13 protein-coding genes and 1 tRNA gene are annotated in these 14,494 nt (G+C 73.9%); 5 read left to right on the top strand and 9 right to left on the bottom strand.

Going from position 1 to position 14,494, the window contains the following annotated elements; translation table 11 throughout:
* Nucleotides 1-37 precede the first annotated feature (37 nt).
* The 3 genes from FJQ57_RS08345 to FJQ57_RS08335 all read right to left on the bottom strand — a co-directional run bounded on the left by FJQ57_RS08345 (nucleotide 38) and on the right by FJQ57_RS08335 (nucleotide 1,823).
* Nucleotides 38-667 (bottom strand): hypothetical protein, encoded by a 630-nt coding sequence (locus tag FJQ57_RS08345; RefSeq protein ID WP_139979240.1) that lies wholly within the window; start codon nucleotides 665-667, stop codon nucleotides 38-40.
* 77 nt (nucleotides 668-744) lie between these two features.
* Nucleotides 745-818 (bottom strand) — tRNA-Pro (locus FJQ57_RS08340).
* A gap of 84 nt (nucleotides 819-902) precedes the next feature.
* Nucleotides 903-1,823: a metallophosphoesterase gene (locus FJQ57_RS08335; RefSeq protein WP_139979238.1), complete on the bottom strand. Its 921-nt coding sequence runs from the start codon at nucleotides 1,821-1,823 to the stop codon at nucleotides 903-905.
* 17 nt (nucleotides 1,824-1,840) lie between these two features.
* Here FJQ57_RS08335 and FJQ57_RS08330 point away from each other — a divergent pair, with 17 nt between their 5' ends.
* A complete protein-coding gene (locus FJQ57_RS08330; protein WP_139979236.1) occupies nucleotides 1,841-2,305 on the top strand; it encodes a GatB/YqeY domain-containing protein in 465 nt (154 codons plus the stop codon).
* Nucleotides 2,306-2,478: 173 nt separating this feature from the next.
* Here FJQ57_RS08330 and FJQ57_RS08325 read toward each other — a convergent pair whose 3' ends face one another.
* Nucleotides 2,479-4,578 (bottom strand): transglycosylase domain-containing protein, encoded by a 2,100-nt coding sequence (locus FJQ57_RS08325; protein WP_139979234.1) that lies wholly within the window; start codon nucleotides 4,576-4,578, stop codon nucleotides 2,479-2,481.
* A 249-nt stretch (nucleotides 4,579-4,827) separates the two neighbouring features.
* On the opposite strand from FJQ57_RS08325, the gene FJQ57_RS08320 reads away from it, so the two are divergent.
* Nucleotides 4,828-5,115 (top strand): WhiB family transcriptional regulator, encoded by a 288-nt coding sequence (locus FJQ57_RS08320; protein ID WP_139979232.1) that lies wholly within the window; start codon nucleotides 4,828-4,830, stop codon nucleotides 5,113-5,115.
* 187 nt (nucleotides 5,116-5,302) lie between these two features.
* Here FJQ57_RS08320 and bagB read toward each other — a convergent pair whose 3' ends face one another.
* Both bagB and bagA read right to left on the bottom strand, forming a co-directional pair.
* Entirely contained in the window at nucleotides 5,303-6,478 is a 1,176-nt protein-coding gene (gene bagB, locus FJQ57_RS22900) for an ArsA family ATPase (RefSeq protein WP_211348825.1), read from the bottom strand.
* Nucleotides 6,475-7,542, bottom strand: a complete 1,068-nt coding sequence (bagA, locus tag FJQ57_RS22895) for an ATPase BagA (RefSeq protein WP_342775387.1) — start codon at nucleotides 7,540-7,542, stop codon at nucleotides 6,475-6,477. The genes bagB and bagA overlap by 4 nt, the downstream gene beginning before the upstream one ends.
* Before the next feature lie 33 nt (nucleotides 7,543-7,575).
* On the opposite strand from bagA, the gene FJQ57_RS08310 reads away from it, so the two are divergent.
* A complete protein-coding gene (locus FJQ57_RS08310) occupies nucleotides 7,576-8,370 on the top strand; it encodes a CoA transferase subunit A (protein ID WP_139979229.1) in 795 nt (264 codons plus the stop codon).
* The gene (locus FJQ57_RS08305; protein WP_139979227.1) at nucleotides 8,367-9,008 is read left to right on the top strand and encodes a 3-oxoacid CoA-transferase subunit B; all 642 of its coding nucleotides are present in this window, start codon (nucleotides 8,367-8,369) and stop codon (nucleotides 9,006-9,008) included. Before FJQ57_RS08310 ends, FJQ57_RS08305 begins: the two co-directional genes overlap by 4 nt.
* A gap of 132 nt (nucleotides 9,009-9,140) precedes the next feature.
* Here the strand turns inward: FJQ57_RS08305 and FJQ57_RS08300 are convergent, their stop codons facing one another.
* Nucleotides 9,141-9,509, bottom strand: coding sequence for a TfoX/Sxy family protein (locus tag FJQ57_RS08300; RefSeq protein ID WP_139979225.1), 369 nt, complete (start codon nucleotides 9,507-9,509; stop codon nucleotides 9,141-9,143).
* Nucleotides 9,510-9,709: 200 nt separating this feature from the next.
* Here FJQ57_RS08300 and FJQ57_RS08295 point away from each other — a divergent pair, with 200 nt between their 5' ends.
* A complete protein-coding gene (locus FJQ57_RS08295) occupies nucleotides 9,710-11,224 on the top strand; it encodes an amino acid permease (RefSeq protein WP_139979223.1) in 1,515 nt (504 codons plus the stop codon).
* Here FJQ57_RS08295 and FJQ57_RS08290 read toward each other — a convergent pair.
* Nucleotides 11,193-13,586 (bottom strand): FtsX-like permease family protein, encoded by a 2,394-nt coding sequence (locus FJQ57_RS08290; protein WP_139979221.1) that lies wholly within the window; start codon nucleotides 13,584-13,586, stop codon nucleotides 11,193-11,195. The two genes, FJQ57_RS08295 and FJQ57_RS08290, sit on opposite strands and share 32 nt — an antisense overlap.
* Nucleotides 13,583-14,365, bottom strand: a complete 783-nt coding sequence (locus FJQ57_RS08285) for an ABC transporter ATP-binding protein (RefSeq protein WP_139979219.1) — start codon at nucleotides 14,363-14,365, stop codon at nucleotides 13,583-13,585. Before FJQ57_RS08285 ends, FJQ57_RS08290 begins: the two co-directional genes overlap by 4 nt.
* Nucleotides 14,366-14,494 lie beyond the last annotated feature (129 nt).

Genomic DNA, 14,494 nt, shown 5'->3' with positions numbered 1-14,494 from the left:
CGACGACCTCTGACCAGGTCGCTGACCGTCGTCAGCGTCACTCGGGGTCGATGTAGGTCGTGGTCACCCACCACGAGGCCAGGAACGTCAGCGCGGCGATCGCGGGGATGACGACGACCATCGACCAGTGGTCGAGCTGGTCGACGAGGAAGAGCAGGCACACGACCCCGGTCAGGCCGGTGCCGAGGAAGCTGGTGGCCCCCGGGTCGGGCACCCGCACCCAGCGCAGCAGGAACGCACCCACGACCACCGCCAGGACCAGCACGACCAGCAGCGCGGCCATGCCCGGGCCCGTCCCGCACGACGACGTGCCGCGGGCGACCTCGCAGCCGCGGAAGCCGAGCCAGGTGAAGGCGAGCAGGGCAAGACCCACGACCACGCCGGTCAGCGCTGCGGCCGGGGCGCCCTGGACCGGGGGCTCGCCCGAGAGCCGCGGCAGGGACGGCAGGGACGGCCTCGGTCGGCGCGGTGCCCGGCGGCTGGTCCCGGCCGTCGGCTCGGAGCCGGGCCCATCGGCGGTGTCGTCGAGCTCCTGCAGCACCGCGGTGCGCTCGGCGGGCGTCTCGTCGGCCGGTGCCGGTGCCGGTGCCGATGTCGATGCCGGGCGGCGGCGCTTGAAGAGGCGGGGCGCCTCGAGCGAGGGACGTTCGGTGTCGTCGTCGGCCACCGGAGGATCCTCCCACGGACGACTCGACCCCGGCCGGGGATCCGGACCGGGGTCGGGTGGTGCGGTGCGATGAGAAGTCGGGCTGACAGGATTTGAACCTGCGGCCTCCTCGTCCCGAACGAGGCGCGCTACCAAGCTGCGCCACAGCCCGATGGCGATCGGCACGGGGCCGGTTCACCAGTCGGTGAGCATACCCGAGCCGTCACGCGCCGCCGCAATCGGGATGAGCGCGGGATCAGCGCGGGACCAGCCGCAGGAGCGTGGCCTCGGGCCGGCAGGCGACCCGGAACCGGACGTAGGGGTTGGTGCCGAGCCCGGCCGAGACGTGCAGCCAGGCCGAGCCGGGTTCGCCGGGCTGCGAGTCGGCGGGGTGGCGGTGCAGCCCGCGGGCGCGGGCCGGGTCGAGGTCGCAGTTGGTGGTCAGCGCCCGGCCGCCGGGCAGGCAGACCTGGCCGCCGTGGGTGTGGCCGGCCACGACGGCGTCGTACCCGTCGGCGGCGTACTGGTCGAGGACCCGCAGGTACGGCGCGTGCGCGACCGCCAGGCGCAGGTCGGCGGAGGCGTCGGCGGGGCCCTGCACCTCCTCGAGCCGGTCGTAGGCCAGGTGCGGGTCGTCGACGCCGGCCAGGGCGAGGGTGAGGTCGCCGACGGCGAGCCGGTCGCGGCGGTTGGTCAGGTCGAGCCAGCCGGCGTCGGTGAACCGGCGGGAGAGCTCGCGCCACGGCAGCTGCGGGGTGTGGGTGTGCCGGCGCCCGTCGTCGGGGAGCAGGTAGCGCAGCGGGTTGCGCACGGTCGGCTCGAAGTAGTCGTTGGACCCGTGCACGAAGACCCCCGGCACGTCGAGCAGGCCGCCGAGCGCGTCGACGACGGCGGGCACGGCGTCCCGGTGGGCGAGGTTGTCGCCGGTGTCGACGACCAGGTCGGGGCGCAGGTCGGCGAGCCCGCGCACCCAGTCGAGCTTGCGCCGCTGGGTCGGCACGACGTGCAGGTCGCTGAGGTGCAGCACCCGCAGCGGGCGCGCGCCGGCGGGCAGCACCGGCACCTCGACGTGGCGCAGCGTGTAGGCCCGGGCCTCGTGGGCGGCGTACGCCGCGACGGCGGAGCCGAGGAGGGCGCCGGCCCCGAGGAGGCGCGTGGGGAACCCGGTCGGAGGCACGGCGCCAGGCTGCCACAATGCTGGGCATGACCCTCAAGGAGCAGCTGCGCGCCGACCTGACCGCCGCGATGAAGGACCGCGACAAGCTCCGCTCCTCCACCTTGCGCATGGTCCTGACCTCGGTCACCACGGCCGAGGTCGCGGGCGAGGAGTCGCGTGAGCTCAGCGACGCCGAGGTGCTCGACGTGCTGACCAAGGAGGCCAAGAAGCGCCGCGAGGCCGCCACCGCGTTCGAGGACGGTGGTCGGGCCGAGAGCGCCGCCCAGGAGCGGGCCGAGGCCGAGGTGATCGCGGCCTACCTGCCCCAGCAGCTCACGGCCGAGGAGGTGGTGGCGATCGTGGCCGCGGCGATCGAGCAGACCGGCGCCGCCGGCGAGGGCATGCGCGCCATGGGCAAGGTCATGGGCGTCGTGCAGCCGCAGGTCAAGGGCCGCGCCGACGGCGGCGCCGTGGCCGCGGAGGTACGCCGCCAGCTCGGCTGAGCCGGCGCAGGGTCAGCCGCCCAGCAGCCGGGCCACTGGCACCACGGCGAGCGCCACGGCCGCGAGACCCGCGAGCCAGGCCCGCCGGCCGGTGACCAGGGCCTGTCAGGCCGGGGTCGGTGCCGGAACGGTCCCGCCCGAGGTCCCGCCCGTGGTCCCGCCCGCGGTGGCGCTCACCGCGCGCCGGCCACCTGCGGCGGGTCGAAGTCGACGTAGTCGAGCCGGGGGGCGATCGCCTTCATCGCGGCGCCCCACATCGGTGCGGCCAGGCCGGACCCCGAGGCGCTGACGACGCGGCCGTTGATGACCTGGCCGTCGAGGCCGAGCGGGCTGCCGAACTCGTTGGCGCCGGCGATCATGGCCGCGGTGGCGAGCTCGGGGGTGTAGCCGTTGAACCACACGGCGGGGGAGCCGGCCGCGCCGCCCGTCGTACCGGTCTTGCCCGCGGCCGGCACCGGCAGGCGCTGGGCGGAGGCGAAGCCGTTGTCGATGACGCCGCGCAGGATGTCGTTGACCGCGTCGGCGGTGGACTCCGACATCACCTGCTCGCAGCGCGAGGAGTACTCCTTGAGCGGGTTGCCGTTGGCGTCCTCGATCTTGGTCACCGGTCGCGACGGGCAGTGCGTGCCGCGGGCGGCGAAGGTGGCGTAGGCCTCGGCCATCTCGAGCGGGCTGACGTCGGCGACGCCGAGGGTGAAGAAGGGGACGCGCTCGGGCGACACGCCGGGGCAGCTGCCCTGGTCGGGGCAGGTGAGCCGCACGCCCATCTTCTTGGCCAGCTCGTAGGGGTCGCAGATGCCGGTGCGCTTCTCGAGGTTGAGGAAGAACGTGTTGATGGAGTTCTGGGTGCCGGAGTAGAGGTCCTCGGTGCCACCGGACTGCACCGAGTTGGAGATCGGGAAGCTGCCGTAGCCGTAGGGCTCGCCGTCGCAGTTCTCGTACTCGCTCTCCTGCATCGTCACCGGGCCGTTGGGCGAGGGGATGCGCTGGTTGAGCGGGGTGCCCTTCTCGATGGCGTCGGCGAGCACGAAGGCCTTGAACGTCGACCCGGCCTGGAAGCCGTTGGAGTCGCCGTACTTGGAGGGGACGACGTAGTTGAGGAAGGTCTGGCCCTCCGCCTTGTTGCGGCCCATGGGGCGCGACTGCGCGAGCGCCTTGACCTGGCCGGTGCCGGGCTCGACCATCGCGAGCGCCCCGATGGCCTGGTCGGTCGGGCGCACGCTGGCGGCGACCGCGGCGTCGGCGGCCTCCTGGTCCTGCAGGTCGACGGTGGTGTAGATCTTCAGGCCGCCGGACTTGATGAGCCGGTCGCGCTCCTCCTTGTTGCGGCCGAGCGACTTGTCGTCGAGGAGGTACTCCAGGACGTAGTTGCAGAAGAACGGTGCGCGACTGCTGATGCAGCCGTTCTCGCGCGGCTGGGGGTCGAGCCGGAGCCGACGGGCCTTGACCTCGTCGGCCTGGGCCTGCGTGATGGCGCCGAGCTGGGCCATCCGGTCGAGGACGACGTCGCGCCGCTCGAGGGCCCGGTCGGGGTGGTTGGTGGGGTCGAAGCCCGTGGGGTTCTGCACCAGGCCGGCCAGGATCGCGGACTGGTTGAGGTTGAGCTTGCGGGCGTTGACGTCGAAGTAGTGCCGGGCGGCGGCCTGGATGCCGTAGGCGCCGTCACCGAAGTAGACGGTGTTGAGGTACTGCTCGAGGATCTGGTCCTTGGAGTACTTCTTCTCCACCGCGATCGCGTAGCGCAGCTCCTGCAGCTTGCGGGCGTAGGTGTCGTCGGTGACGGCCTGCCGCTCCTCAGCGGTGTCGGCGGCGTTGAAGAGGGTCTGCTTGACCAGCTGCTGGGTGATCGAGGAGCCACCCTGGACGACGCCGCCCGAGCCGAGGTTGGTGACCAGGGCGCGCATCGTGCCCTTCACGTCGAGCGCCCCGTGCTGGTAGTAGCGGTAGTCCTCGATCGAGATCAGCGCCTCCACCATCGTGCGCGAGATCTGGTCGAGCGGGACGTTGATGCGGTTCTGGTCGAAGACCGAGGCCAGGACGCTGCCGTCGCCGGCGTAGATCGTGGTCTTCTGCGGCAGGGCGCCGAACTCCAGCTCCAGCGGCAGGTCGTCGGTGGTCTCGGCCGTGCTCTTGGCCGCGAAGCCGAGCAGGCCCGCGAACGGGATCGCGAGCCCGGAGACGACGACGCCGAGCACGACGGAGACGATCGCCATCACTCCCAGGTGGGAGAGGACGGTCGTGGGGCGGGGACGCTCGGACCGGGGCCTGGACACGGCCACCAGGGTACGTGAGCCCTGTCGACCCCCGGATTCCTCGCGCCGCGGCTGCGTCGTGACCGGCTCGCTCGCCGACCCCAGCCCGGGGGTGGTCATGGTGGACTAGTCATTTGTGACTAGCGAAGTTGGGTCTAACGAGCCCTGTCGCGACCTGGGGATGGTTCCTTAACTTTGTCCTTGAGAGTCAGGGACAGGGACGGCGTCATGGGGCGCACAACCGCTCTCGTCTGATGTGGGGACATCATCATGTGGGTTGAGGACTGGGCGCCGCGCGCCGCGTGCAAGGCCGAGCAGCCGGACAAGCTGTTCGTTCGAGGGGCCGAGCAGAACAAGGCCAAGCAGCTCTGCCAGGGGTGCCCCGTGCGCACCGAGTGCCTCGCCGAGGCCCTGGACAACCAGATCGAGTGGGGCGTCTGGGGTGGCATGACCGAGCGCGAGCGCCGGGCGCTGATCCGCCGCCGGCCCAACGCCTCCTGGCGCACGGTCCTCGAGACCGCCCGCCGCGACGCGACCAAGGTCAGCGTCACTGCCTGACCCGCTCCCTGCGAGCACCCGCCGGCCCCGCGCCGTACGCCGTCACCGGCGTCGCCGCGGGGTCGTCGCGCGTCCGGGGCTTCGAGGCTCGCTGCGCTCGCACCTCAGCCACCGGTGGCCGCGGTGCGAGGAGCGCCGGCGACGAGCCTCGAGGCCACCGCGGCCGGCGTGCCGGGGCCGCGCGGTCTCAGGCGTCGGCGAGCAGGGTGCCGATGCGGCGCAGGCCCTCGAGGTCGTGGACGTCTGCCGGGAGCGCCGGGACGACGGCCGTGGCGACCTGAGGGTGGGCGGTGGCGAAGCCGCGGCGCAGCTGGCCCTCGCGCTCGACGAGGCGGACCCGGTCGGCGTGCAGGCGCAGCAGGCCGGCGGTGACCGAGCCGGGGTCGTCGCGGCGCAACCGGGCCGCGACGCTGGCCGCCTCGTCGGCGTCGAGGTCGCCGGCCGGCGCCTGGGCGGCGCGGTTGACGACCATGCCGGCGAGCGGCATCTGGTCGCCGCTGAGCCGCTCGACGAAGTACGCCGCCTCGCGCAGCGCGTCGGGCTCGGGCGCGGCCACCACGACGAAGGCGGTGCCGCGCGCCTGGAGCAGCGCGTAGGTCTTGGTGGCCCGGGCCCGGAAGCCGCCGAAGACGGTGTCGATGGCCGCCACGAACGTCTGCAGGTCGCGGAGCACCTGGGCGCCCAGGATCTTGGTGAGCGCGTTGGTGATGAGGCCGAACCCGGCGCCCATCAGCTTCATCGGACCGCGGGCCGGGGCCAGCATCAGCCGGATGAAGCGGCCGTCGAGGAAGCTGGAGAGCCGCTCGGGGGCGTCGAGGAAGTCCAGCGCCGAGCGCGACGGCGGGGTGTCGACGACGATCAGGTCGTAGCGGCCGTCACCGCCCGGGGCGACGGAGTCGGCGTGGATCTGCCCGAGCTTCTCCATCGCCATGTACTCCTGGGTGCCGGCGAAGGAGCTCGACAGGGCGATGTAGAAGGGGTTGTCCAGGATCTGCTGGGCCTTCTCGGGGCTGGCCTGGCTCTCGACCACCTCGTCGAAGGTGCGCTTCATGTCGAGCATCATCGCGTCGAGGCTGCCGCCGGCCCCGGTGTCGACGTCGGTGACCGGGCGCGGGGTGTTGTCGAGGGCCTCGATGCCCATCGACTGCGCCAGCCGCCGGGCCGGGTCGATGGTCAGCACCACGACCTTGCGGCCGCGCTCGGCCGCGCGCAGGGCCAGGGCGGCCGAGGTGGTGGTCTTGCCGACCCCACCGGAGCCGCAGCACACGATGATGCCGACCTCGCGGTCGTCGAGCAGCGCGTCGACGTCGAGCGGGGGAGCGGGGGAGGCCGCGGTGGGCCCGACCCGCGACGCCGGGCTCACGCCAGCCCCTGCTCGCGCAGCGAGCCGGCCAGCTCGTAGAGCGCGCCGAGGTCGACGCCCTGCGGCAGCCGCGGCAGCTCGTACGCCGGCACGTCGAGCCCGGCGACGATGGCCCGTTGGGAGGCCTCGAGCGTGCGGCGCTCGGCGTGCTCGCGGCCCTCGGTGACCAGGGAGTCGACCAGCGTCGGCACCGGCGCGACGCCGGCCGCCTCGAGGTCGGCGGCCACGGTGCCGGCGTCGACGGCGGCGAGCTGCTCGGGGGTCAGGTCCTGGGGCCGGACGAGGTTGACCACGACCCCGCCGACCGGCAGGTCGACCGAGCGGAGCTCGGCGATGCCGTCGCTGGTCTCCTGCACGGGCATCTCCTCCAGCACGGTCACCAGGTGCACCGCGGTGCGCGGCGAGCGGAACAGCGTCATCATCGTGTCGGCCTGCGACCTCACCGGGCCGACCTTGGCCAGCCCGGCGAGCTCGTTGCTGACGTTGAGGAACTGCACGATCCGGCCCGTCGGCGGGGCGTCGAGCACCACGGCGTCGTACTCGATGGCGCCCTTGTTGCGGCTGTTGCGCTGCACGGCCTCGAAGACCTTGCCGGTGAGCAGCACGTCGCGCACGCCCGGGGCGATGGTGGTGGCGAACTCGATGACGCCGAACCGGTCGAGCGCGCGGCCAGCGCGGCCGAGCTTGTAGTAGAGGGCGAGGTACTCCAGCAGCGCGGCCTCGGGGTCGATGTGCAGCGCGTGGACGACGCCCGGCGTGCCGTCGGGGCCGGGCAGGCCGGTGGTGAGCCGCCGCTCCTCGAAGGGCAGCGGGTCGACGTCGAACATCCGGGCGATGCCCTGGCGGCCCTCGACCTCGCAGAGCAGGACGTTCTTGCCGCCGGAGGCCAGGGCCAGCGCGAGTGCCGCCGCCACCGTCGACTTGCCGGTGCCGCCCTTGCCGGTCACGACGTGCAGCCGGACCTTCGGCCAGTCGCTCATGGTCCGCGAGCGTAGGGGATGGGGCCGACCCGGGTGGGTGAAGCAGGGGCGCCGGGGGCCGCCGGGCGGCGTGAGGCCGGTCACCCCTCGTGACGGCACCGGACTAGGGTGCCGAGCATGGACAAGGTGGTCTCGTCGGCGGCCGAGGCGGTCGCCGACATCGGGTCGGGCTCGACGATCGCGGTCGGGGGGTTCGGGCTGTGCGGCGTGCCCGAGGTGCTCATCGACGCGCTGCTGGCAGCGGGGGTCGACGACCTCGAGGCCGTCTCCAACAACGCCGGCGTCGACGCGGCCGGCCTGGGCAAGCTGCTCTTCGCCGGCCGCCTGCGCCGGATGGTGTCGTCGTACGTCGGGGAGAACAAGGAGTTCGCCCGGCAGTACCTCGCCGGGGAGCTGGAGGTCGAGCTCACCCCGCAGGGCACGCTCGCCGAGCGGATGCGGGCCGGCGGCTCGGGCATCGCGGCGTTCTACACCGCGACCGGCGGCGGCACCCAGGTCGCCGAGGGCGGGCTGCCCTGGCGCTACGACAGCGACGGCGACGTCGTGAAGGCTTCACCGCCCAAGGACACCCGCACGTTCGAGACCGCGGACGGCCCGCGGGAGTTCGTGCTGGAGGAGGCCATCGTGGCCGACTTCGGCCTGGTGCGGGCCTGGAAGGGCGACCGCCACGGCAACCTCGTCTTCCGCAAGTCGGCGCGCAACTTCAACCCGCTGGCCGCGATGTGCGGTCGCACCACGATCGCCGAGGTCGAGCACCTCGTCGAGCCCGGCGAGATCGACCCCGACGCGGTCCACACGCCGGGGGTCTTCGTCCAGCGGGTGGTGCAGCTGACGCCCGAGCAGGCCGCCGACAAGCCGATCGAGAAGAAGACCGTCCGGCCGCGGCCGGACGGGGCGGGGGAGCAGGCATGAGCTGGACGCGCGAGGAGATGGCGGCCCGGGCCGCCGCCGAGCTGGCCGACGGGTCCTACGTCAACCTCGGCATCGGCCTGCCGACGCTGGTGCCCAACTACGTGCCCGACGACGTCGAGCTGGTGCTGCAGTCGGAGAACGGCGTGCTCGGCACCGGCGCCTACCCCTACGACGGCGAGGAGGACCCCGACCTCATCAACGCCGGCAAGGAGACCGTCACGCTGCGGGCGGGGGCGTCGTTCTTCGACTCCGCGACGTCGTTCGGGATGATCCGCGGCGGCAAGATCGACGCCGCGATCCTCGGAGCCATGCAGGTCTCGGCCGCGGGCGACATCGCCAACTGGATGATCCCGGGCAAGATGGTCAAGGGCATGGGCGGTGCGATGGACCTCGTGCACGGCGCCAAGCGGGTCATCGTGCTGATGGAGCACGTCGCGCGCGACGGGTCCTACAAGATCGTCGAGCAGTGCTCGCTGCCCTACACCGGCCGCGGGGTCGTGGAGCGCATCATCACCGACCTCGCCGTCCTCGACGTGGCGCGGGGCGGCGAGGGCGGCCTGCGGCTCGTCGAGCTCGCGCCCGGCGTGACGCTGGACGAGGTCCGCGAGAAGACCGAGCCCGAGGTGCTCGCCGACTGAGGGTCGGCTGCGGGCCCGGTCCGGAGCTGCAGCTCCGTGTCCGAGGCACTACCCCTGCGGTAGACCGCAGGGGTGGTGCACGGGACACCCGGTTGCATCCCCGGGGAGGCCGGGCGGCTGGGGCGGGCCTGCTCAGCGCCTCGGCGGCAGCCCGCGTACGACAGCCAGCCCGCGCTCGACCCACGACGCCAGCGCGTCGTCGGCGACCAGGGCCCGGTCGGCGACGCGGACCCAGGTGCGTGCGGTGCGGGCACCCATCGCCATCCACGCCACGTCGCCGGTGTCCCCGCTGGCGGCGACGAGCGCCTCGCCGTCGGGCTCGGGCACCCGGACCAGCAGGCCCTCGCCCCGGCCGCTGACGCAGACCGGCATGTGGCCGGCGACCAGGAACCCCAGCCCGCCGAACAGCCGTTCCTCCTCCACCGGCCCGCCGCCCGACCCGTCGACCAGGTCGCCGAGCAGCGACCTGACCCGCGCGGCCAGCGCGTCGTCGTACGTCATGGCGCGACGATGCCACGTCGTGCGGGCGCCGTCCCCCGTCTCCTCGGGCTCGCAGCTGTGGCACGGAGCTGCACCACCCGGGGCGACCGCAGGAGTCCCACCGACCCCAGGAGCAGGCGTCGGGTCGGCCCCCGACGGGTCGCGGCGACCGCGGACCGGGTGTTTGACGCCGACGGTCGCGGGGGTGCAGGTTCACCCGGGTGAGCCTCTTCCGGACGAAGTCGATCGAGCAGTCCATCAAGGACACCGACGACCCCGACCACCAGCTGAAGAAGGACCTCGGGGCCCTCGACCTCATGGTCTTCGGTGTCGGCGTCATCATCGGCGCCGGCATCTTCGTGCTCACCGGCACGGTGGCGGCGTCCAACTCCGGCCCGGCCCTCGCGCTGAGCTTCCTCATCGCCGCCCTGGCCTGCGGCCTGGCCGGGCTCTGCTACGCCGAGTTCGCCTCGACGGTGCCGGTCGCGGGCAGCGCCTACACCTTCAGCTACGCCACCCTCGGTGAGTTCGTCGCCTGGATCATCGGGTGGGACCTCGTGCTCGAGTTCACGATCGGCTCGGCCGCGCTGGCGTCGAGCTTCTCGGGCTACCTCGCCCAGGTGCTCGACATCGTCGGCATCACGCTGCCGACGTCGATCTCGTCCGCCTCCGACGGGTTCGTCGACCTGCCGGCCCTCGTCATCGCCCTGCTGGTGATGGGGATGCTCGTGCGCGGCACCAAGTTCTCCAGCCGGTTCAACCAGGTCGTCGTGGCCATCAAGCTGGTCGTCGTCGCGGCCGTCATCGTCGTCGGCGTCACGCTGGTCAAGGTCGACAACTGGACGCCGTTCATCCCGCCCTCGCAGCCCGTCGACGAGTCGGGCGGCGGCTTCCGCGACCTCCCGCTCATCACCTCGCTCTTCGGCATCGAGCCCGCCGTCTTCGGGGTCGCCGGCGTCGTGTCCGGCGCCGCGATCGTGTTCTTCGCCTTCATCGGCTTCGACATCGTCGCGACCACGGCCGAGGAGGCCCGCAACCCCCAGCGCGACGTGCCGATCGGCATCCTCGGCTCGCTGGCCATCGTGACGGCGCTGTACGCCGCGGTCAGCCTGATCGTCACCGGCGTCCAGAGCTACACCGAGATCGACCCGAACGACGGCGCCCCGCTGGCCACCGCCTTCGACGCGGCCGGTGTCACCTGGATGGGCAACCTGGTCGCGATCGGCGCCTGCATCGGCCTCGTGGTCGTCGCGATGATCCTGATGCTCGGCCAGAGCCGGGTCGCCTTCGCCATGGCCCGCGACGGCCTGCTGCCGGCCAAGCTCGCACAGGTGCACCCGACCTACGGCACGCCCCACCGCATCACGCTCATCGCCGGTGTCGCGATCGCCCTGATCGCGGGCTTCGTCGACCTCGAGACGCTCGCCAACCTGGTCAACATCGGCACCCTGTTCGCCTTCGTGCTGGTCAGCATCGCGGTGCTGGTGCTGCGGCGCACCCGCCCTGATCTGCCCCGTGCGTTCCGCACGCCGTTCGCCCCGGTCGTGGCCAGCGTGGCGGTCATCATGTGCGTCTACCTGATGCTCAACCTGACCGGTGAGACCTGGGAGCGGTTCCTGATCTGGATGGCGCTCGGCGTCGTCGTCTACTTCGCCTACGGACGGCGGCACAGCAAGCTGGGCCTGCGCCAGCAGCCGCACACCGCTACGCCAGGGCCAGGCCCGCGGAAGGACTGACCCGGGCCGCCCGCCGCGCTGGCAGCAGGCAGGCCGCCAGCCCGGCGACGGCGGAGACCGCGACGACCAGCGCCAGCTGTGCCCACGGCAGCACCAGGGGTGCGCCGGGCACGACCGCGGCCACCATCACCTGCACGGCCACCCGGGCGAACGCCACCCCGATCGCGGTGCCGACGAGCGTGGCCACGACCGAGAGCAGGACCGCCTCCACGGCCAGGGTCGCGCGCAGCTGGCGGCGGGTGAGCCCGACCGCGCGCAGGAGGGCGTGCTCCCGGGCCCGCTCGAGGACCGACAGGCCGAGGGTGTTGGCGATGCCGACGAGGGCGATGAGGATCGCGACACCCAGCAGGCCCACGACGACCGCGGTGACCACGTCGAGCTGCAGCTCGACGTAGGCCCGGTCGGCCAGGCCGTTGTCGACGACCCCGCCGACACCGGCGGTGCGCGCCTCGAGGTCGGCCTGGAGCAGGTCGGGGTCGGCGCCGTCGGCCGCGTCCACCCACAGCGCACGCGGCTGCGGGTCGTCGGTGAGCCGGGCCAGGGTGGTGGGGGTGACGAGCACGGCGTCGCCGAACCCCTCGCCCCCGACCACCTCGACCGGCACCGCGCGGTCGCCGACCGCCAGCCGGTCGCGCAGCCCCGCCGCGACGTCGTACGGCGCCAGGACCTGCCCGTCCACGGGTGCGACGCCCCCACGGTCGCGGGCCCGGGTGAGGGCCTCGTCGTCGACGGCGAGCGCGAGCACGGGGGTGTCCCCCAGCCGGGCCTCGACGCCGCGCAGCACCGTCGCACCGGCCACCTGGTCGCTGGCCCGCACGCCGGCCAGCGTCTCGTCGTCGAGCGGGTCGGCCGCGGTCACGACCGCGTCGACCGGGTGCTGGACGTCCATCTCGCCGGCCAGCGCGTCGCGGCCGCTGGCCATGCCGGTCAGCACGGCCGTGGTGAGGGTGACGCCGACGAGCAGGGAGGCGGCGGTGGTGGCGGTGCGCTTGGGGTGCCGGGCCGCGTTGCCCGCGGCCAGGCGGGCGGCGGGTCCGGCCACCCGGCCGAGCGCGGCGCCGACGACCCGCAGGACCGCGGGCACCAGCCACGGGCCGAGCACGAGCACCCCGGCGAAGGACGCCATGCCGCCCAGCAGCATCGGCGGGAGCGTCTCGGTCACGACCGCCAGCCCGAGCAGGGCCACGCCGCCGGCGACCAGCAGCACACCGAGCGCGAGCCGGAGCACGCCGGCCCGGGACCGCGCGTCGACGCCGGCGTCGGGACGCAGCGCCGCGAGCGGGTCGGCGCGGGTCGCCGAGCGGGTCGGCAGCCAGGACGCGACCAGGGTGACGAGCACGCCGACGACGAGGGCGCCGGCGTACCAGGCGGGGGAGACGGTCGCCTCCCCGAGCCGCGCCTGCGGCCACCGGCCGGCGACGACGGCGGCCGCGACCCGGGCCACGACGGTGCCGGCGAGCAGGCCGACGACCGTCGCCGCGACACCGAGCGCGAGCGCCTCGGCCCGCACCGACCGGAGCAGCTGGCGCCGGGTCGCGCCGACGCAGCGCAGCAGCGCGAGGTCGTGGCGGCGCTGGGCGAAGAGGATCGCGAAGGTGTTGGCGATGACGAGCACGCCGACCGTCAGGGCGATCGCGGCGAAGACGAGCAGCAGGATCGTGACGACGTCGACGCCGTTGTCGACCTCCTCCTGCAGGTCGGCCACGTAGGTCGCGCGGTCGGTCACGGTCGCGTCGGGTGCCGCGGCGCGCAGGGGTGCGGCCGGGCCCGCCCAGGCCACCGCGTCGACGCCGAGGCGGCCGGAGGAGGTCGCGGTCAGGTCGGGCCAGGTGAGGTAGAGCGACCCGCCGAGCATCGTCGGGGCGTCCACGAGGGCCGTCACCTCGACCGTCCGTGCCGTCCCGCCCGAGCCGACCTCGAGCCGGTCGCCGAGCCCGAGCCCGTGCTCGCGGGCGGCCCCGGTGTCCAGGGCGGCCTGCCCGGGGCCTGCCGGCCAGGTGCCGTCGACGAGCTGCTGCCACCGCAGGTCCTCGGTCGGGGCGAGGGCGCCGACCTGGGTCTCGCGGTCGACGAGGCGCCCGCCCTCCCGGACCGGTTCGAGGCTCCAGGCCAGCGGGGAGACGCCGGCGCCGCTCTCGGCCGCCGCCGCGACGACGCGGTCGGCGGCGGCCTCGTCGAGACCGGTGGCCACGACGTCAGAGCCGGCGTACGGCGCCCCGACCCCGGAGGTGAGCCCGCTGCGCGCGGCCGACGACAGTCCGGCGACGACGACCACGAACCCGACACCGACGACGATCGCCAGCGCCGCCGAGACGTAGCGGCGGGTGTGGGTGCGCAGGGAGGCGAGCACGACGGTCCTCATCGGGTCACCACCGCCTCGCGGACCGGGCGGCCGGCGAGGGTCTCGACGAGGCGCTCGCGGTCGGGGTCGACGAGGTGGGCGCGCACGGCGCCGTCGGCCAGCACCACCACGTCGTCGGCGTACGCCGCCGCCTCGACCTCGTGGGTCACCATGACCACCGTCTGGCCGAGCTCGCGCACGGAGCGGCGCAGGAAGCCGAGCACCTCGGCCGAGGCGGTGCTGTCGAGGTTGCCGGTGGGCTCGTCGGCGAACACGATCGCCGGGCGGGTCGCCAGCGCACGGGCGATGGCCACGCGCTGCTGCTGGCCGCCGCTGAGCTCCGAGGGCCGGTGGCGCAGCCGGTCGCGCAGGCCCAGCACGTCGACCACGGCGTCGACGTGGTCGCGGGCCTCGGCGACCGCGCGGCGTCCTTCGAGCTCGAGCGGGAGCACGATGTTCTGCTCGGCGGTGAGCATCGGCAGCAGGTTGAAGGCCTGGAAGACGAAGCCGAGGTGCCGGCGGCGGAACAGCGTGAGTGCGGTGTCGTCGAGCCCGGCGAGCTCGCGCCCGGCCACGGTGACGCTGCCCGCGGTCGGGGTGTCGAGGCCGGCCAGGCAGTGCATGAGCGTCGACTTGCCGGACCCCGAGGGGCCCATCACGGCGGTGAACCGGCCGGTGGGCAGGTCGAGGTCGACGCCCCGCAGGGCATGCACGACGGTCGCGTCGCGGTCGGGTCGGCCGTAGGTGCGGACGAGGCCGCGGGCGGAGGCGGCGGGGCCGGGGGAGGGGTTCTCGATCATGGCCACGACGCTAGGAATCCGGCCCCCTCCCCGTCGTCCGGCGACGGGATGGTCCTGGCGTCAACCCGCGGGATGACGGGTCCGGGTCGGGTGGCCCCGACCACCGTGCACCCCGGCCGACCCCACGGT

Source organism: Nocardioides litoris (assembly GCF_006346315.1).
GTDB classification, from domain to species: Bacteria; Actinomycetota; Actinomycetes; order Propionibacteriales; family Nocardioidaceae; genus Nocardioides; species Nocardioides litoris.
This window is presented reverse-complemented; position numbering and strand designations above follow the sequence as displayed.